This is a genomic window from Kurthia sp. ISK08 (assembly GCF_046159805.1).
Taxonomy (GTDB): domain Bacteria; phylum Bacillota; class Bacilli; order Bacillales_A; family Planococcaceae; genus Kurthia; species Kurthia gibsonii.
Window position 1 is genome coordinate 35509 of sequence record NZ_JBJXHL010000009.1, and the last position, 19465, is coordinate 54973.

The 19465-nt window shown below is 36.9% G+C and carries 15 protein-coding genes and 2 pseudogenes; 14 read left to right on the forward strand and 3 right to left on the reverse strand.

The features are described 5' to 3' along the window. The first annotated feature begins 66 nt into the window (after nucleotides 1–66). The 3 genes from ftsH to ACKVQX_RS13835 all read left to right on the forward strand — a co-directional run bounded on the left by ftsH (nucleotide 67) and on the right by ACKVQX_RS13835 (nucleotide 3644). Nucleotides 67–2055 carry an ATP-dependent zinc metalloprotease FtsH gene (ftsH, locus tag ACKVQX_RS13825; protein WP_068456702.1) on the forward strand — a complete coding sequence of 663 codons (1989 nt, stop codon included), beginning with the start codon at nucleotides 67–69 and terminating at the stop codon, nucleotides 2053–2055. 110 nt (nucleotides 2056–2165) lie between these two features. Next, a complete protein-coding gene (gene hslO / locus ACKVQX_RS13830) occupies nucleotides 2166–3053 on the forward strand; it encodes an Hsp33 family molecular chaperone HslO (RefSeq protein WP_409136422.1) in 888 nt (295 codons plus the stop codon). Nucleotides 3054–3158: 105 nt separating this feature from the next. After that, the gene (locus ACKVQX_RS13835; protein ID WP_336664024.1) at nucleotides 3159–3644 is read left to right on the forward strand and encodes an SMI1/KNR4 family protein; all 486 of its coding nucleotides are present in this window, start codon (nucleotides 3159–3161) and stop codon (nucleotides 3642–3644) included. A gap of 147 nt (nucleotides 3645–3791) precedes the next feature. Here the strand turns inward: ACKVQX_RS13835 and ACKVQX_RS13840 are convergent, their stop codons facing one another. Further along, on the reverse strand, nucleotides 3792–5186 hold the full coding sequence (locus ACKVQX_RS13840; RefSeq protein WP_409136423.1) for a PLP-dependent aminotransferase family protein: 1395 nt from the start codon (nucleotides 5184–5186) through the stop codon (nucleotides 3792–3794). 316 nt (nucleotides 5187–5502) lie between these two features. On the opposite strand from ACKVQX_RS13840, the gene nhaC reads away from it, so the two are divergent. The 4 genes and pseudogenes from nhaC to cysK all read left to right on the forward strand — a co-directional run bounded on the left by nhaC (nucleotide 5503) and on the right by cysK (nucleotide 10986). Continuing rightward, a complete protein-coding gene (gene nhaC, locus ACKVQX_RS13845) occupies nucleotides 5503–6969 on the forward strand; it encodes a Na+/H+ antiporter NhaC (protein WP_197409926.1) in 1467 nt (488 codons plus the stop codon). Between the two features lie 14 nt (nucleotides 6970–6983). After that, a pseudogene (locus ACKVQX_RS13850) lies at nucleotides 6984–8351 on the forward strand (putrescine aminotransferase); the annotation flags it as partial. A gap of 28 nt (nucleotides 8352–8379) precedes the next feature. Then, nucleotides 8380–9873, forward strand: coding sequence for an aldehyde dehydrogenase family protein (locus ACKVQX_RS13855; protein ID WP_409136424.1), 1494 nt, complete (start codon nucleotides 8380–8382; stop codon nucleotides 9871–9873). A gap of 174 nt (nucleotides 9874–10047) precedes the next feature. Next, a complete protein-coding gene (gene cysK / locus ACKVQX_RS13860) occupies nucleotides 10048–10986 on the forward strand; it encodes a cysteine synthase A (RefSeq protein ID WP_068456684.1) in 939 nt (312 codons plus the stop codon). 160 nt (nucleotides 10987–11146) lie between these two features. Here cysK and ACKVQX_RS13865 read toward each other — a convergent pair whose 3' ends face one another. Next, nucleotides 11147–11647, reverse strand: a complete 501-nt coding sequence (locus tag ACKVQX_RS13865; RefSeq protein ID WP_231726962.1) for an amino acid oxidase — start codon at nucleotides 11645–11647, stop codon at nucleotides 11147–11149. A 105-nt stretch (nucleotides 11648–11752) separates the two neighbouring features. Continuing rightward, nucleotides 11753–12706, reverse strand: a pseudogene (locus tag ACKVQX_RS13870) (IS1595 family transposase). Between the two features lie 239 nt (nucleotides 12707–12945). On the opposite strand from ACKVQX_RS13870, the gene ACKVQX_RS13875 reads away from it, so the two are divergent. The 7 genes from ACKVQX_RS13875 (at nucleotide 12946) to lysS (ending at nucleotide 19014) form a co-directional block, all read left to right on the forward strand. Beyond that, nucleotides 12946–14304: an anthranilate synthase component I family protein gene (locus ACKVQX_RS13875; RefSeq protein ID WP_409136429.1), complete on the forward strand. Its 1359-nt coding sequence runs from the start codon at nucleotides 12946–12948 to the stop codon at nucleotides 14302–14304. After that, entirely contained in the window at nucleotides 14301–14870 is a 570-nt protein-coding gene (pabA, locus tag ACKVQX_RS13880) for an aminodeoxychorismate/anthranilate synthase component II (protein WP_068456678.1), read from the forward strand. Before ACKVQX_RS13875 ends, pabA begins: the two co-directional genes overlap by 4 nt. 11 nt (nucleotides 14871–14881) lie before the next feature. After that, entirely contained in the window at nucleotides 14882–15721 is an 840-nt protein-coding gene (gene pabC, locus ACKVQX_RS13885; protein ID WP_409136425.1) for an aminodeoxychorismate lyase, read from the forward strand. After that, the gene (folP, locus tag ACKVQX_RS13890; protein ID WP_409136426.1) at nucleotides 15718–16545 is read left to right on the forward strand and encodes a dihydropteroate synthase; all 828 of its coding nucleotides are present in this window, start codon (nucleotides 15718–15720) and stop codon (nucleotides 16543–16545) included. Before pabC ends, folP begins: the two co-directional genes overlap by 4 nt. 11 nt (nucleotides 16546–16556) lie before the next feature. After that, entirely contained in the window at nucleotides 16557–16925 is a 369-nt protein-coding gene (gene folB / locus ACKVQX_RS13895) for a dihydroneopterin aldolase (RefSeq protein ID WP_409136427.1), read from the forward strand. Next, entirely contained in the window at nucleotides 16922–17413 is a 492-nt protein-coding gene (gene folK, locus ACKVQX_RS13900; RefSeq protein ID WP_409136428.1) for a 2-amino-4-hydroxy-6-hydroxymethyldihydropteridine diphosphokinase, read from the forward strand. The genes folB and folK overlap by 4 nt, the downstream gene beginning before the upstream one ends. Before the next feature lie 104 nt (nucleotides 17414–17517). Then, entirely contained in the window at nucleotides 17518–19014 is a 1497-nt protein-coding gene (gene lysS, locus ACKVQX_RS13905) for a lysine--tRNA ligase (RefSeq protein ID WP_197409925.1), read from the forward strand. Nucleotides 19015–19465: the final 451 nt, after the last annotated feature.

Below are 19465 nucleotides of genomic sequence, written 5' to 3' on the forward strand. Positions count from 1 at the left end.
ACGCGCAAATAGTCATATGATAAGATTTATTATAGTTTTTCTGTTTACCTTGTGAGGAGGCTGGGGATGAATCGAGTATTTCGATACGCCATATTGTATTTATTGATTTTCCTCGTGATTGTAGGGATTTTTGGCACATTCAATGGCAAAAATAAACCGACAAAAGAATTGAATTATCACGAGTTTGTAACAGCGTTAGAAGATGGACAAATTACAGAGGCGGATATTCAACCTGAAAGGTTAGTATTCGTTGTAAAAGGTAAGTTAGAAGGTTATAAACAAGATGAATCGTTTATTACGAATGTACCACAAGATGATCAGGAATTATTAAACTTAATTCGTAAAGCAGCGCAAGATAATAAGAACAATATTAATTTCTTACCTGCACAAGAATCAAATGGTTGGTTATCGTTATTAACAGGGATTATCCCATTCATCATTATTTTCATTCTCTTCTTCTTCTTATTAAATCAATCTCAGGGCGGTGGAAACCGTGTAATGAGTTTTGGTAAGAGTAAAGCAAAATTGTATGATGACCAAAAGAAACGTGTACGCTTCACAGATGTAGCTGGTGCTGATGAAGAAAAGCAAGAGCTTGTAGAAGTAGTAGACTTCTTGAAGGATCATACGAAATTTGAAGAGATTGGTGCACGCATTCCGAAGGGGATTCTATTAGTAGGTCCTCCAGGAACAGGTAAAACATTATTAGCACGTGCGGTAGCTGGTGAAGCAGGCGTACCATTCTTCTCGATTTCAGGTTCTGATTTCGTAGAGATGTTTGTCGGTGTCGGTGCGTCACGTGTACGTGATTTATTTGAAAATGCGAAGAAAAATGCGCCATGTATCATTTTCATCGATGAAATTGATGCAGTAGGTCGTCAACGTGGAGCTGGTGTTGGTGGTGGTCACGATGAACGTGAACAAACATTAAACCAATTACTTGTTGAGATGGATGGTTTCGGAGCAAATGAAGGTATTATTATCATTGCTGCCACAAACCGCCCAGATATTTTAGACCCTGCATTGTTACGTCCAGGTCGTTTTGACCGTCAAATTACAGTAGGTCGTCCAGATGTTAAAGGTCGTGAAGCTGTATTAAAAGTTCATGCACGTAAAAAACCATTAGATGAATCAGTAGATTTAAAAGCAATCGCACAACGTACACCAGGATTCTCTGGTGCCGATTTAGAAAACTTATTAAATGAAGCTGCACTTGTTGCTGCTCGTTCAAATAAGAAGAAAATCGATATGGGTGATATTGATGAAGCAACAGACCGTGTAATCGCGGGTGTTGCGAAAACAAGCCGCGTAATCTCTGAGAAAGAACGTAACATCGTTGCTTATCATGAAGCAGGTCACGTTGTTGTTGGTTTAACACTTGATGAAGCTGAAAAGGTTCATAAAGTAACCATCGTACCACGTGGACAAGCAGGCGGTTATGCAGTAATGCTTCCAAAAGAAGATCGTTACTTCATGACAAAACCAGAGCTTCTTGATAAAGTAGCGGGCTTACTTGGTGGACGTGTAGCAGAAGATGTCGTATTTGGTGAAGTATCAACAGGTGCGCATAATGACTTCCAACGTGTTACAAGTATTGTTCGTTCAATGGTTACAGAATACGGTATGAGTGATAAGTTAGGTCAATTACAATTCGGCGCAAATCAAGGTGGTAATGTATTCTTAGGACGCGATATGTCTTCAGAACAAAATTACTCTGATAAAATCGCATATGAAATTGATCAAGAGATGCAATCAATGGTTGCAGAACAATATCAACGTACAAAAGATATTCTGACTGAACGTCGTGAATTATTAAATCTAATCGCACAAACGCTATTAGAAGTTGAAACACTAGATGCAGAACAAATCGAACACTTAGAGAAGTATGGTAAGTTACCAGAACGCTCATATGAAAAGAAAAAAGTAGACGATGATCCAGAAGCACTTGTGTTAGATGAAACATTTGGAGGAGACCCTGATCCATCGACAGCGGATCTTCCAAAACCAGATTCATTAAGTAAAAATAAAGACGGTATTCAAGAAGAACGTGAATAAAAAATTTTGACCGACTCTCCGAGTCGGTCAACTTTTTTTTATAGGAGTACCTGTGTTATGATGTCGAAAGATGTTTTAATTATGCTTATAAAGAAAAGAGGATATAATACATGTCAGATTATTTAGTAAGAGCAATTGGTTTTAACGGAAGTGTGCGTGCATTTGCTGTAAGCTCAACAGAAACAGTAGGTGAAGTACAACGTCGACACGATACATGGCCAACAGCTTCAGCAGCACTTGGACGTACAATGACTGCTGGTGTCATGATGGGTGCTATGCAAAAAGGTGACGACCAATTAACAATTAAAGTTCAAGGTGACGGTCCTATTGGTGCGATTATCGTTGACGCAAACGCAAAAGGTGAAGTACGTGGTTATGCAATGAACCCGCACGTGGATTTTGAATTAAATCAATTCGGTAAATTAGATGTACGCCGTGCTGTAGGTACACAAGGTTCGTTATCTGTTGTAAAAGATGCTGGATTACGTGATTACTTTACAGGACAAGTTGAATTAGTATCAGGTGAACTAGGTGAAGATTTCGCATATTACTTCACAAAATCGGAACAAACACCGTCAGCAGTTGGTTTAGGCGTACTTGTTAATCCAGATTATACAATTAAAGCAGCAGGGGGCTTCATTGTCCAAGTTATGCCAGGTGTAGATGATGAAACCATTACACAAATCGAAGAAGCACTATCAAAAATTGAACCTGTTTCAAAAATGATTGAAAAAGGCTTCACACCAGAAGAAATTTTAGAAGCAGTGTTAGGTAAAGAACATGTCGAAATTTTAGATCGCCAAGATGTTACATTCTCATGTAACTGTTCAAAAGATCGTTTTTCAAATGCTTTAATTGGACTAGGTGAAGAAGAATTACAGGCGATGATTGATGAAGATCATGGTGCAGAAGCTGAATGTCATTTCTGTATGGAAAAATACAGTTATTCAGAAGACGAATTACGCGATATTATCGAAGAAGTACGCGCTCAAAAATAATACAAAAAAGCTTTCCGCTCAAGTTTGGAGTGGAAAGCTTTTTTTATAGGGATATTTTGTAAAAATGATATACTAATTAATAAATAAGGTTGTGAGGTGTTTTGAGTGGAAAAATATGAAGTGATTAAACAAGAAATTTTAAAGTATCCAAATGAATTAGAATATTATCCGAAAGTAACGAATGAGTTAATTACAAAAGCAGAAGATGCACTGAATGTTAAAATAACCGGAACGTATAAACAATTCCTTTTAGATTTTGGTTTTTTATCATTTGGAGGTTTGGAAGTTTTCGGAATACCGCATGAAAACATCTTAAAACAAAATGAAGATTGTACCAATGTTGTTGTGAATACACTTGAAAGTAGAGAAGAAATCAACTTACAAGAAAGTTTATTAGTTATACATAACTTTGGAAATGGTGAGTTGTATTGTTTAGATCTATCAAGTAATCAACCGCAAGTTGTAGCAATCTGGGATGAACAACCTGAAAACGATGAATACCCTCCTGTGACAGAAATCATTGCAGAAACATTTGAAGACTTTTTAGAAGAATATACTGCAATGGAAATTGAAGAATTTGATTCATTATAACTGGGCTGTCATATACGTGTAAAAATACTACTCTATATGAGCATAAGAAAAACTGGAATCGCGCTGTTGCGTGGTTCCAGTTTTTCGTTGCGAACTCTAAAAAGGGGAAGTGAAATATTTGGTCCTAACTAGTTTTATTTATGTCATTTAACGATTTAAAATATTTTTTAATTTTTTCACTGCATAGGGGATTTCATGCAATTGTAAGCTAGCAAACCCTAGAATAAAATAACGCCCATCATCCTCATCCTCTACAGGTGTAAGGTAAAAGCGTTCTAAACTAAAAATTTCAAGACTTTCATTTTTGGCACATTCTAAAATCTCTGCATAAGATCTTTCTGTATTGTAATGAATAATAAAATGTAGTCCAGCTGGCACATCGATAATATTTAAGTCCTCGTCAAAAGCCTCTTCTAGTGTATGAATTAAACATTTGCGTACTTCTTCAAAGTGTTCAGTCATGGTTGATAAGTGTTTTTGGTAATAACCATCTTTCATAAAAAAATGTAAAGTATATAAGTTTAATGTGTTACAAGATGGAATTAAATGATTGAATTTTTCTTTATACTTTTTTAAAAGGTTAGGTGGCAGCACCATATAACTAATACGAATACCAGGAAACAATGTTTTGGAGAATGTACCCATGTAGATAGTACGTTGACTACGATCCAAACTTTGTAGCGAGGGAATATGCGCTGTTTCATATTTATATTCACTATCATAATCATCTTCAATAATATAACGCTCTTGCGGAACGTTCACCCAGTTTAATAATTCAAATCTTCTAGAGATCGGCATAATCATCCCCATAGGAAATTGATGTGCAGGTGTGACACATACGAGTTGGACATCTTGATTTTGAAGTCGTTCTACATCAAACCCCTTTTCATCAAGAGGTACCGTTAATACATCCCATCCATGATCTTCAATTAACGCTTTATAACGTGCGTAACCTGGATTTTCTAATGCGATGGTATGCGGTGCATCATCAAATAATTCGAGTAGTTGGCTCATTAAAGCCTGACTAGAAGAATGAAGCACTACTTGCTCTGGCTCACAACGTACACCTCGTTTAAAGTTCAAATGTTGTGCTAAAGTCTGACGCACAATGTAAGGTCCTTGCTGGTGAGATAAGTGAGATAGCTCATTATTGAATTGCTGAATCGCTTTTTGCTCACACTTTAACCATTCGTTATAAGGAAACAGGCTCATATTCGAAGCCATATGTGAAAATGAAGTCTGGTAAGGGCGTTCAATCGGCTGCTCTTTTAATTCAGCTGGTAGCCCACTCCATTCTTGATCATCTAAATCATACCTTGTAATGTCCTCTACAAAATATCCTTTTCTTTCTAAACTATAAACATACCCTTCTACAATAAGTTGATCGAGTGCGACAATGACGGAGTTAATACTCACGTTGAATTGCTCGGAAATTTTTCTTTTAGATAATAATTTCTCATGAGGTTGATAATTCCCAGCTAAAATTTGTTCTTTGATGCGTTCATATACAAGTTGATATTTATATTTTTTATCTTTTAGCATCGTATGTCACAACTCCTTTTTGAAAAGTGGTTCTTATTTTTTTTTGAAAGTGGTTCTTTTCTTTTTTTCTATAAATTGGCATACTTTTAATAAGTTAGAAAATTAAGAATGTTTGTAGCGTAAAATTGAATAAGCGAGAATAATTTATATGTGTAAAAATATGTATATTTTAATCGCGCTGAAAACTCTCAGAATAAGTGTAACATATTCTTACTTTTCTGAAAACGTATGGAGTGTACCTGAAAAATGGATATCCATAAGTAAATCAATCATTCTTGATCAATTAAAGAACATGAAGGAGGGACTTCGCTTGAGAATGCGAGAAAAAAGAGTGCCAACAGTGGGTATTGCTCTAATACCCATCGTTTCAATGGTTGTATTGTTATTTGTGGGTGTATTTATGTATGGATCGGACCCACATGTACCAATCATGCTAAGTGCGGTAGTTGCTAGTTTAGTAGCATTGTACTTAGGCTTTTCTTGGAAGGAACTAGAGCAAGGAGTCATGAAAGGAATCACCCTTTCCTTACAAGCCCTACTCATTTTAATTATCTTGGGAACATTAATCTCGACATGGTTAGCTGCAGGTATTGTCCCGACAATGATTTACTATGGTGTGGAATTTTTATCACAAGGCCTATTTCTCCCAATCGCAATCGTTATTTGTAGTTTAGTAGCAGTTGCTTCAGGTAACGCTTGGACAGCAGCAGGCACAATTGGTATTGCTGTAATGGGGATTGGTACTGTATTTGGTTATAATCCGGCAATGGTAGCGGGGGCAGTTATCTCAGGGTGTTATTTTGGTGATAAACTTTCACCGCTATCAGAAACAACGAATATGTCACCAGGTATTACAGGTGTAGAGTTATTCGACCATATTCGTAATATGATGTTTACGACGATGCCAGCTTGGATTATCTCCATTATCCTATTCTTTATTTTAGGATTATCTCAAAATACGAAAAATGGAAGCGCTGACACAATCGTAACATTACAAAATGACTTAAAAGAGTTATTTGTCATCTCACCATGGTTACTGATTGTACCTGTTATTGTTCTCGTATTAATTGCTTTTCGTATGCCGGCTATCCCTGGGCTACTAATTGGTTCTATTCTTGGCTTTGTAACAGCGATAATCGTACAAGGCGCTTCAATTAAAAAAGTTTTAGGGACAATGGTTTCAGGTTACGAAGGAAAATCAAATAACGAGGTAATTAATAACCTTTTAAACAATGGTGGCATCGAAACGATGATGTACACAGTAAGTCTCGTTATGTTAGCGATGAGCTTAGGCGGTATTTTAGAAACAACAGGTATTTTAGAAGTACTCGTAAATAGCTTACTGAATTTAGCTAAATCAACAGGTAGTCTAATTGCTACAACAGTTGTTACATGTATTTCTGCAAATGTCGTAGCTTGTGACCAATATTTATCGATTCTACTACCAGGACGTATGTATTTAACGGCGTATAAAAAGAGAGGACTTCATCCAAAGGCTTTATCGAGGACACTCGAAGATGCTGGAACGATGTCATCACCACTTGTTCCGTGGAACACATGTGGAGCTTTTATGGCAGCCACGCTTGGAGTAGCGACGATTGAATATGCGCCTTACGCATTCTTATGTATTATCAGTCCAATTATTGCGATTCTTTTCGGAATCTTTAATATCAAAATTGCTAAATTAGATCCACAAGAGCAGCTTGAGTTTGCTGAAGCAACTTTAGCAGCTGAAAAATTGGAAAATTCATATGTTTTAAATAATAAAGTCGACTTCGACTAACAAAGGAGAACAATTATATGTCAAACAATAATCAAGTATTACAATATATCAATCAAGTATTAAGTTTAGTAGAAAAGAAGGAATTAACTTCTGAAGACGCGAAATGGATTACAGAGGAAACAGTTAATGGTTTCCGCGAAAATATTAATCCTGGATTTTTAGAATATCGTAAAACGGTAACAGTTGATAATCAATTTGCTGCTGTTGAGTGGTCAGATGAAGGTTCACACTTCAAAGATGTAAACGGTAAAGAATATTTAGACTGCCTAGGTGGTTTCGGTATTTATAATGTAGGTCACCGTAATCCGAAAGTGGTAAAAGCAGTTATGGATCAATTACAGCACCAAGCACTACACTCACAAGATTTACTTGATCCACTACGCGGTATGCTAGGTAAAGTTTTAGCAGAAATCACACCAGGAGATTTAAAATATTCATTCTTTACAAACAGTGGTACAGAATCAGTAGAATGTGCGTTGAAAATTGCAAAAATGTACAATACTGAACGCTCAACTTTTATCGCAGCCACAAAAGCATTCCACGGTAAAAGCTTAGGTTCTTTATCAAGTACAGCAAAAGGTGTGTTCCGTAAACCATTCCAACCATTAATTCCTGGATTCCGTCATGTACCATACGGCGATCTTGATTATATGCGTAAAACATTCGAAGCATGTCAGTCAACAGGTGATGATGTAGCAGCAGTAATTTTAGAGCCAATTCAAGGTGAAGGCGGAATTATTATTCCAACTCGTGAGTACTTACAAGGTGTACGCGATTTATGTGACGAGTTCGGCGCATTATTAATTTTTGATGAAGTACAAACAGGTATGGGACGTACAGGTGCGATGTTCGCTTCAGAATTATTCGGTGTAACACCAGATTTACTTGCTCTTGCAAAAGCATTCGGCGGTGGAATTATGCCAGCAGGTGCTGTAGTGGGTAGCGAAAAAGTATTCTCTGTATTATTTGACAACCCATTCATGCATACAACAACATTCGGTGGTAACCCACTTGCATGTGCAGCAGCTCTTGCAACAATTAGTGTCCTTTTAGAAGATAACTTACCAGCGCGCGCAGCAGAAGTTGGCGAATATATGTTAAAAGGTCTTCGTGAAGCAGCAACAGAACATGGCGATAAAGTATTAGAAGTACGTGGTATTGGTTTAATGATTGGTATTGAATTCCACACAGATGAAATTGGATATGAAGTATCAAAAGGAATGTTCGATGAAGGCATTCTTGTAGCAGGAACATTAATCAACTCGAAAACAATTCGTATTGAGCCACCACTAACAATTTCTTACGAAGAAGCAGATCAAGTAATCAACACATTCAAAAAAGTACTATCTGAAAAATTTGATACAGCTGTATTAGCTAAATAAAACGAACATCAGAAGGGACGGAGCATACATGGAAGCAACGCAAGCGGTAAAAACATTAAAAAACTATATTAATGGTGAATGGCAAAAGCCTTCATCAAATCATGTAGAGGATGTCATTAACCCAGCAACAGGTGAAGTAATCGGTAAAATTCCTTTTTCAACAAAAGAAGATACAGAGCGCGCGATTCAAGCAGCACGTCAATCATTTGAAAGTGGTATTTGGTCTGAAAAGACAACGCATGAACGTGCAGCAGTTCTGTTGAAAATTGCGGATTTAATTGAAGCAGAAGCTGATGAACTTGCGAAAGCAGAAACAATTGATAACGGTAAAATTCTAGCAGAATCAGAATTCGATGTTGCAGATGCAGCAGCTTGTTTCCGCTATTATGCTGGTATTATGCTTCATCCAGATGGTGAAACGTATCATGTACCAGATAATGTGCAAGCAATGGTTGTAAAAGAACCAGTGGGCGTTACGGGACTAATTGTTCCGTGGAACTTCCCGATTCTTATGTCGGTTTGGAAGATTGCGCCTGCATTAGCAGCAGGAAATGCCATTGTTTATAAACCATCTGAAGTTACACCGATGAATGCACAACGCCTTGTTGAAATCATTGAAGAAGCAGGCGTTCCAAAAGGTGTGATGAACATGGTCATTGGTGACGGGCAAACAGTAGGGCAAACCATTTCTGAAAGTCATGATGTAGATATGGTTTCATTTACGGGAAGTACAGCAGTTGGTCGTGAAATTATGAAGGCTGCTTCTGGTAACTTGAAAAAGATTTCACTTGAATTAGGTGGAAAGTCGCCAAATATTATTTTCGCAGATGCAGACTTAGAAACAGCTGTTGATTATGGTCTATTCGGCATTTTCTTCGGCTCAGGCCAAGTATGTTCTTCAGGTAGTCGTATTCTTGTAGAAGAGAGCATTTATGATGCTTATGTAGAACGTTTTGCAGAACGTGCAAAATTAATTAAAGTGGGACCAGGACTAAATCCAGAGTCAAACATGGGTGCGATTGTTAGCCAAAAACAATTGGATCGTATTCTCTCTTATATTGAAATCGGTAAAGAAGAAGGCGCACGTCTAGTTTCAGGTGGTCATCGTGTGACAGCAGATGGTTTAGACAAGGGATTCTTTATTGAACCAACTGTTTTCGCTGACTGTACCCCAGATATGCGTATCGTTCGTGAAGAAATTTTTGGTCCTGTTGTAACAATTCAAAAATTTAAAACAGAAGAAGAAGCAATCCAATTAGCAAACGATACTGATTATGGTTTAGCTGGTGGTGTATTCTCTGGTGACGGCGCCAAAGCGTTACGTGTTATTAAAAAAGTACGTGCAGGTATCACATGGGTGAATGATTATCACCCAACATATGTGGAAGCGCCATGGGGTGGATATAAACAATCGGGTATTGGTCGTAGTTTAGGTAAATACAGTTTGGAAGAATTCCAAGAAGTAAAACAGATTAATATTCGTTTAAATGTAGAGCCAAATGGTTGGTTCCCAACGAATTAAATAAAAGAAAGAGAGTCGCTTCATAATAAGGAGTGGCTCTTTTTTTACGAAAATTTAGAAAAATACATTTTTTGTCACATATTAGGGTATCTTTTGATTGACATTCGCAAAATGCGCGCGTATTATTAAATTAATAAAACATACAAATTTACTAGGGATTAGGAGTGGGATTGCATGACAAATCAAATTGTACAATCAGTAACAGATTTAGTAGGTAATACACCAATCGTTAAATTAAATAACTTAACAGGACCAAATGACGCAAACGTATACGTGAAATTAGAATATATGAACCCAGGAAGTTCTGTAAAAGATCGTCTAGCTTTAGGTATGGTAGAACAAGCTGAAAAAGATGGTATTTTAAAAGAAGGTAGTACACTAATTGAGCCAACTTCAGGTAATACAGGAATCGGTTTAGCGATGATTGCTGCTGCAAAAGGTTATAAATCAGTCATCGTAATGCCAGATACAATGTCAATGGAACGCCGCAACTTATTACGCGCATATGGTGCAGAATTAATCTTAACACCAGGTGCAGAAGGTATGAAAGGCGCTATTGCAAAAGCAGAAGAACTTGCAAAAGAAAATGGCTGGTTCTTACCGCAACAATTCGAAAACCCTGTAAATGCTGTTGTTCACCGCGAAACAACAGGTCCAGAAATCGTTGATGCATTCGAACAAGCTGGTTTAACATTGGATGCGTTCATCGCAGGTGTTGGTACAGGCGGTACAATTACAGGTGCAGGTGAAGTATTAAAAGCAAAATTCCCTGAACTAGAAGTAATCGCTGTAGAACCAAAAGATTCACCTGTATTAGAAGGTGGAAAACCAGGTCCACATAAAATCCAAGGTATTGGTGCTGGTTTCGTACCAAAAGTATTAAACACAGAAGTATATGGCTCTGTTTTCCCAGTAGAAAATGAAGCAGCATTTGATACAGCACGTAAAGTAGCAAAAGAAGAAGGTATTCTAGGTGGTATTTCTTCTGGAGCAGCTGTCTATGCAGCACTTGAAACAGCAAAACGTCTTGGAAAAGGCAAAAACGTACTAGCAGTTCTTGCTTCAAACGGAGAACGTTACCTATCAACACCACTTTATCACTTTGATGACTAATCAATAGATGATTGAATAAGAGGAATTGTGCTTTGGCGCAGTTCCTTTTTTGTGTTTGGCTCTGTTTAACTTGATTGTTGTTTTTCTTCAAATTAAAAGCGTATTCGGGAAATTTCGAATACGCTGGTTTGCGAGTGGCAAATACATAAAAATCTACCCTTTATAACGTTTCAACCTTTTGAAAAATCTCTTTGTAAAGGATATCCAACTCTTTTTCATCTTTCAAATAGAAATACCAAGCATCTTCTCTATTTGCATCAATATCAGATAAATAAATTGTCGTATGCGAACCATTATTTAATGATTCCCAATGAGCCGTTTTAAAGGTAGTCCCTTCTCTTGTAAATGGAAAATGACGTTTTGTTGAATCGAAAAAAATAATAGGCATTTTAGAATTATCATAAACTTTAATAAATCTATCATCTGATGCTTCTTCAAACATCACTGGTGTTATCATAACCGCATCAAAATTTGTTGAAATACGCAATGTATCTTCACTAAATTCATCTAATAGAATTTGTTCGAATTGAATTTTTTCGTTATTCATTTCAGGAATATCACCAACCACAGCAATTTTTAAAGGTACTCCATCATATTTAACTTCATCATTTGAACACGCAACTAATAATAACAAACTTATTATTAATAAAATTTTTCTCAAATTTATCCCCCCTTCTTTTTTCGTAATCCTGTTCTTTTATTAGCTAAGGCTACTTGTTTTTCATTCATTATACATTATCGTTCTACAAATATTCCCAAAACATTTTTATGCTATCATTTTTCTTAATGGTATCGTTGCGTTTGTTTCGTTTATTGGGTATAAGCAACTTTCCACCGCAAATGCACGAATACTACGTTCATTAGAATCAAACGAAAGTGTATCCAAGAAATTAAACCATTCCAAATACTGTTGCAAATATTTTGTAGCAACTCCTTTAAAACGTATTATCCATTGTTTTAAGCGTTGATGAAAATTGTTTACATTTTGTATATGAAAAATCCCCTTAGTTCATTCTGCACCTGTTTTAAAACGATAGTGTGTAAATCCTTTATCATTTGCATACGTTTTAAACGCTCGCCAAGCATCGGTGCATAGTACGGTTGAAGAATTCAATTGATCACCAATCGCTTTATCTAATTGTTTTTTCGTTATACGGCCACGACCAAGTAACCCAACAAAAGTATTTTTTGTTCGGTCACGAGCCACTAATACACATACTTGTTCGTGACTAATCCCTCTAAATTGAGATTTACCACCCCGTTTGCGAGGTTTTCTTCCTGCGATTTTACGCTTTCCTTTTTCAGAGTATAAGAAGTAAGTTTCGTCCATTTCAACAATTTCTTCGAATGAATTGATTTTAATTTGTGATAAGGCAGAAAGGATTTTATGTCGCCAAAAAAATAACGTAGTATGTGAAATTCCCTTCATCTTTTTAGCGGATTCACGAAGGCTTAATCCACTTAACATACATTCGATAAATTCTAACCAACGATTTGATTTTCTTGTTCGATAAATAGGCGTAGCAGTTGATTCTGTAAATGTTTTTTGACAGTTTTTACAACGATATCGTTGACGCTTTACCGTTTTTAACCCATTTTTCACTTCAAATGTCCCAAAACGAACAACATTTGAAGCAGTACTATGAACACAACACAGCCCATTCTTTGCTTTCGTTTCACTTACTTCTTGAAAAACAGGTCGAGTACCGTGAAGGGGCATTAATAATCTCAACTACCTTCATAACTTCGCCCCTCCGAACAGATATTCTTAACAGTGTTTTAGAATGAATGTTCGTAATAGTCAAATATCAACAACTTAATTAAACAGAGCCTTGTGTTTAAAATGTAGTCACTTTTGCGAAAACTTCCAACATTTCATATACTAGGGACAACAGTGAAAATACATACAGTGGGGGAATTACTTTGACGAATCAGCTTTTTCAAACAGATGCGTTTCCGATGACGAAGGACGCATTTTTTTATCGCTATAAACGACAGACACAGCAAGAAGTACATCATATTTTATTAGAGAGTGGACGAGGGGGAAAGCAGTCGATTGCTGCTTGGAATCCACTAGCAATTATTTCATCACAAGATAATGGTATTCGTATTGATTGGCGAGATGGTTCAGTAGAAGAGCGCGTGGGGGAATCACTTCATTTAATAGAAGAACTAACAAAAGAATATGCAGTAACATCGAATAGTGAATTTTTTACAGGTGGTGTAATAGGGACAGTTTCATATGACTACACGCGTAAAATTGAAAAATTAGCTGAAACAGCAGAAGCAGATGTACGACTACCAGACCAATACATGTACTTAGTGGATGCTTGGGCAGTATATGATGAAGCAAATCAAAATGTGACATTGATGAAGACTTCAACAAGTAAAGTAGATTTAGAAAAGTGGCAAGAAGAATGGGAAGTAGAAGGTTCTGAACGAATCTTTTCTGCAGATACATTAAGTGTGCAACATCAGATGGAGCCGCGAGATGTATCGATGACAGGGGAACAGTTCGAACAAGCTGTACGAAAGATTCAAGAATATATTGCACAAGGTGATGTATTCCAAGTGAACTTATCTGTGCGTCAGTCGAAAGAATTCACAACAGATGCGATTGTTTTATATGAGGCGCTTCGTACATTTAATCCTTCACCATACATGGCATTCATTCAATCACCAGATTTTGCGATTGTATCAGGCTCACCAGAATTACTTGTGAAAAAAGAAGGAACAGCTCTCTCAACACGTCCGATTGCAGGAACGCGTCCACGTGGTGCAAATGATGCGGAAGATTTAGCACTTGCAAATGAACTAATAGAACATCCAAAAGAACGTGCAGAACATGTTATGTTAGTTGACTTAGAACGCAATGATTTAGGAAAAGTATCAGCTTACGGTACTGTTCATGTCGATGAATTTATGGTTATCGAGAAGTATTCACATGTGCAGCATATCGTATCTAATGTTCGAAGTGAATTAGATCCTTCTAAATCGAATGCCGATGTAGTACGTGCGATGTTCCCAGGCGGTACAATTACAGGTGCCCCGAAAATTCGTACGATGGAAATTATTGAAGAACTGGAGCCTGTTCGACGCGGTATTTATACAGGATCAATCGGTTGGATGGGCTATAATGGCGATTTAGATTTCAATATTGTGATTCGAACAGCTTTCATTCAAGATGAGCGTGTTCATATTCAAGCAGGAGCAGGGATTGTTATTGATTCGATTCCAGAAAAAGAATATGAAGAATCGCTGAATAAAGCAAAATCAATGTGGCAAGCAGTTCAGATGGTGGAGGAGTTGACGAAATGATTTTAATGATTGATAACTACGATTCATTTATCTACAATATCGTGCAATATTTTGGTGAGTTAGGCGAGGAATTGTTTGTAAAACGAAACGATGAAGTAAGCATTGCTGAAATTGAAGAATGGAATCCCAAAATGATTGTTATTTCTCCAGGACCATGTTCACCGAATGAAGCAGGTATGAGTTTAGAAATCATCCAGCATTTTGCAGGGAAGATTCCGATTTTAGGCGTATGTTTAGGTCATCAATCGATTGCGCAAGTATTCGGTGGAGATGTCATTCGTGCCGAACGTCTTATGCATGGCAAAACGTCACCTGTCTATCATGAGAACAAAGGGATGAACCAGAATATGCCGAACCCATATATCGCTACACGTTATCATTCTTTAATTGTTGATCCAAAAACATTACCTGACTGTTTAGAAGTTACATCTTGGACAGAGGAAGGCGAGATTATGGGGTTACGTCATAAAGAATATGCTGTAGAAGGTGTCCAGTTCCATCCTGAATCGATTATGACTGAAAAAGGGCTTATGTTATTAGAAAACTTCATTAAAACATATTGTTAGGAGGAAAGTGTATGTGGTGCTTTAAAGATGGTGAATTTGTAAGAGCAGAAGATTTACATATTTCACCTTTTGATCATGGTTATTTATACGGGCTTGGTTTTTTTGAGACGTTTCGTACATATAATGGAGAACCATTCCTATTCGCAGAGCATATGCAGCGTATAAGAGAAGCGCTTGCTACGTATCGCATTCAATTACCTTATACAGATGTGGAATTAAAAGAAGTCATTCGAGAGTTAACAGCTAAATCGAACGGTGAAGACGGTTATTTTCGTTTGAATGTCTCTGCTGGAGATGAAGGACTTGGATTACAAGCGAGAACATATGAAAATCCAACAGTTATCATTTTTCGTAAGGAACTACCACCTGTTTGCCGAGAAAAGTCGGCTGTTTGGCTTGATACAATCAGAAGTCAACCCGAACAGGCAATGCGCTTTAAATCACATCACTACGCCAATAATATTTTAGCGCGCCAAGAAGTATCTTCACTAAAAGATTTAGAAGGTTTTTATGTGACAGAACAGGGCAATGTAGCGGAAGGGATTACATCAAATATCTTTTGGGTAACCAATGGTCGAATCTATACACCTTCTTTGGAAACGGGTATTTTAAACGGGATTACAAGACAATTTGTAATGGAAATAGCGCGTAGCTTGGAAATTCCTTTAATTGAAGGTCTCTATCAAAAAGAAGAGGTAGAACAAGCAGATGAATGTTTTGTAACGACTTCTATTCAAGAAATTGTAGCGATACGAAAGTTGGGTGCGAAGGAATTTAAAGGTTGTGATGGTGAAGTGTATCAACAATTATACGAAGCTTATCAAAAGAGAATTGAGGGATTACGTCTATGATGTTAGAACATTATAAAGAAAAGCCAATCGGAAACCATACATTACATTTTGGAAAAGAAACATATGTGATGGGTATTTTAAATGTGACACCAGATTCATTTTCAGATGGTGGGCAATTTAATTCGGTAGAACGTGCAGTTGCTCATGCAAAAGAGATGGTAGCAGATGGCGCTAAGATTATCGACATTGGCGGTGAATCAACACGACCAGGTTATACACCTGTATCAATTGAAGAGGAGATTCAACGTGTTGTGCCTGTTATTCGTGCCATTCGTAAAGAATTAGATGTTTTGATTTCGATAGATACATTCAAATCAGAAGTAGCAGAGGCGGCATTAGAAGCAGGAGCGCATATTGTGAATGATATCTGGGGAGCGAAGCATGATCCGAATATTGCGAAGGTAGCAGCTAAGTGGGATGCGCCGATTATTCTGATGCATAACCGACAAGAAGAATATGTAGGGGATGCTTTTTTCCAAGCAGTACGTGAAGATTTAGAAGAAAGTATTCGAGTTGCTTTGGAAGCAGGAGTTCCACATGAAAACATTTGGCTCGACCCAGGTATTGGTTTTGGAAAAACACATGAGCAAAATATTGAGATGATGCGTCATTTAGCTGAACTTGTTGATTATGGTTATCCTGTACTACTTGCGACTTCAAGAAAGCGCATGATTGGTCATATTTTAGATTTACCGGTAGAGGAACGCATGGAAGGAACGGGTGCAAGCTGTTGTTACGGTGTAGATAAGGGCTGTCATATGGTACGTGTACATGATGTGAAGCCGATTGCCCGTATGATGAAAACAATGGACGCTTTACGATAGGAGAGAGAGAATTGGATTATATTCATTTAAGAGATGTAGAGTTTTATGGCTATCATGGTGTATTAGAAGCAGAAACAACATTAGGACAACGTTTCCGAGTGACATTAAAATTAGCTGTGGATTTAAAAGAAGCAGGTCAAACAGATGATTTAAATAAAACAGTGAGTTATGCAGAAGTATATGAGTTAACAAAAGAGATTGTAGAAGGCAAACCATACAAACTAATTGAGGCTGTAGCTGAGAAAATTGCACAAACAATTTTAAGTACATTTACGAATCGAGTAAAAGGCGTGCAAGTCGAAGTGATTAAACCAGATCCACCAATTCCAGGGCATTATCGTGAAGTGGCAGTTGAAATTACACGAGGTGAGGGAATATGACGCGCGCTTATATCTCATTAGGTTCGAATATGGGGGATAAAGTAGCGTCTCTAAAGCAAGCAGTTGAACTTTTACAAGCACATGAACACATCCAAGTTATTCGAGTTTCTTCTATATATGATACGGATCCTGTTGGATATGAAGATCAGGATGTATTTATGAATATTGTAGCGGAAGTAGAGACTGAGCTAACAGGAGAAGAATTACTAACTGTGTGCCAATCAATTGAACAAGAATTGAAGCGCGTAAGAGTAGTGCGTTGGGGCCCACGTACGATGGATTTAGATATTATATTATATGGTGATGAAGTAATTGATACACCCATACTGACTGTACCGCACCCACGAATGCATGAGCGAGCTTTTGTATTGGTTCCATTAGTTGAACTGAACGCAGAGGTTATACATCCTGTACATCGAAAAAGTGCAGAAGAACTCCTTTCTGAGAATGGACATGATGGTGTACGATTGTTTGAAAAATGGACATAGGCACTTTCAATCAAAAGAAAATGAGAGGAAAGGCATGAATTGTATGCTAAAATTGTGTACAATAAATACATTATGGACTGCTATGAGCGGAACAATTATAAGGAGTGAAAGATGTGTCAGAAGAATTAAATGACCAAGTTTTGGTGAGACGCCAAAAGATGGATTCAATCAGAGAAGCTGGCTTAGATCCATTCGGTCAACGCTTTGAAAGAACGCACTTAACAAATGAATTACATGAACAATTTGAAGCTGTTTCAAAAGAAGAGTTAGAAGAAAGAGAAGCAGTAGAGGTAGTTGTAGCTGGTCGTATTATGACGAAGCGTAGTAAAGGTAAAGTAGGCTTCGCAAACATTCAAGATTTAGGTGGCCAAATTCAAATTTATGTACGTAAAGATGCGATTGGTGAAGAAGCTTATGAAATCTTTAAACGTGCAGACTTAGGTGACATTGTTGGGATTAAAGGAACGCTCTTTAAAACAAACGTGGGTGAATTAACAATCAAAGCATTAGAGTTCACTTTCTTAACAAAGTCATTACGCCCAATGCCTGAAAAATTCCATGGTTTACAAGACGTTGAACAACGTTACCGTCAACGTTACTTAGATTTAATGACAAATGATGAAAGCAAAAAAGCATTCATTACACGTAGCCAAATCATTCGTTCAATCCGTAACTTCTTAGATAACAAAGGTTATTTAGAAGTAGAAACACCAATGCTAAACTCTGTAGCAGGTGGAGCAGCAGCACGCCCATTCGTTACACACCATAATGCATTAGATGCACAAATGTATATGCGTATTGCGATTGAGCTTTACTTAAAACGTTTAATCGTAGGTGGATTAGAGAAAGTATATGAAATCGGTCGCGTATTCCGTAATGAAGGTGTATCAACTCGTCATAACCCTGAATTTACATTATTAGAGTTATATGAAGCATATGCCGATTACGAAGATATCATGAATTTAACTGAAGACTTATTCGTTCACGTAGCACAAGAAGTTCTTGGTACAACACAAGTTCAGTACGGTGAAGATGTAATTGATTTATCTAAAGGCTGGAAACGTATGCACATGGTAGATGCTGTTAAAGAAGCAACAGGTGTAGACTTCTGGAAAGAAATGACGAAAGAAGAAGCACAAGCTCTAGCAAAAGAACACCATGTAGAAATCAAAGATACAATGGAAGTAGGACATATCATTAATGAATTCTTCGAACAAAAAATTGAAGAATCATTAGTTCAACCTACATTTGTATACGGTCACCCAGTTGAAATCTCACCATTAGCGAAGAAAAATCCAGAAGATCCTCGTTTCACAGATCGTTTTGAGTTATTCATCGTACGTCGTGAGCATGCAAATGCGTTCACAGAGTTAAATGATCCAATCGATCAACGCGAGCGTTTTGAATCTCAAATGGTTGAGAAGGAACAAGGAAATGATGAAGCACATGAGATGGACGAAGACTTCTTAGAAGCTTTAGAGTATGGTATGGCTCCAACAGGTGGTTTAGGTATTGGTATTGACCGTCTAATTATGTTATTAACAAACTCTCAATCAATTCGTGATGTATTATTATTCCCATTAATGCGTCAACGCGATTAATTATTTCTATATAATATTAAAAGGTATCGATCTTGAATCGATACCTTTTTTATATCCCGTACATTTACTACTTGTAATTTAAAAAGAGAAGATATACAATATAAAACATGTTGTTACGAAGAAGTAATTACATCAAATAATGTAAATAATCTTTTTTAAAAAAGGTGCTTGCAATATTTAAAGTATAGTGATATACTAATTAAGTCGTTAAGAGCTGACGTGAAAAACAAATAAAACTTTTCTAAAAAAGTTCTTGACTATCAAAAAACAACTTGATATAATAACTAAGTCGCTAACGAGTGACTGAGAAAATATCTTGAAAAAAGAATTTTAAAAAGTTCTTGACAAGATAAAATATCATGTTATAATAATAAAGTCGCTAAGGCAACTTAGTGAATGAACCTTGAAAACTAAACAAGCAAGAAGATAATCACAAACAAGTCTTATCACA

What these genes read in the sequence shown, in the direction of transcription:
- folP (WP_409136426.1), top strand. Translation starts at nt 15,718, where the DNA reads ATGATGTTAGAACATTATAAAGAAAAGCCAATCGGAAACCATACATTA.
- pabC (WP_409136425.1), top strand. Translation starts at nt 14,882, where the DNA reads ATGTGGTGCTTTAAAGATGGTGAATTTGTAAGAGCAGAAGATTTACAT.
- ACKVQX_RS13875 (WP_409136429.1), top strand. Translation starts at nt 12,946, where the DNA reads ATGACGAAGGACGCATTTTTTTATCGCTATAAACGACAGACACAGCAA.
- pabA (WP_068456678.1), top strand. Translation starts at nt 14,301, where the DNA reads ATGATTTTAATGATTGATAACTACGATTCATTTATCTACAATATCGTG.
- ACKVQX_RS13840 (WP_409136423.1), bottom strand. Translation starts at nt 5,186, where the DNA reads ATGCTAAAAGATAAAAAATATAAATATCAACTTGTATATGAACGCATC.
- ACKVQX_RS13855 (WP_409136424.1), top strand. Translation starts at nt 8,380, where the DNA reads ATGGAAGCAACGCAAGCGGTAAAAACATTAAAAAACTATATTAATGGT.
- ftsH (WP_068456702.1), top strand. Translation starts at nt 67, where the DNA reads ATGAATCGAGTATTTCGATACGCCATATTGTATTTATTGATTTTCCTC.
- hslO (WP_409136422.1), top strand. Translation starts at nt 2,166, where the DNA reads ATGTCAGATTATTTAGTAAGAGCAATTGGTTTTAACGGAAGTGTGCGT.
- folK (WP_409136428.1), top strand. Translation starts at nt 16,922, where the DNA reads ATGACGCGCGCTTATATCTCATTAGGTTCGAATATGGGGGATAAAGTA.
- cysK (WP_068456684.1), top strand. Translation starts at nt 10,048, where the DNA reads ATGACAAATCAAATTGTACAATCAGTAACAGATTTAGTAGGTAATACA.
- nhaC (WP_197409926.1), top strand. Translation starts at nt 5,503, where the DNA reads ATGCGAGAAAAAAGAGTGCCAACAGTGGGTATTGCTCTAATACCCATC.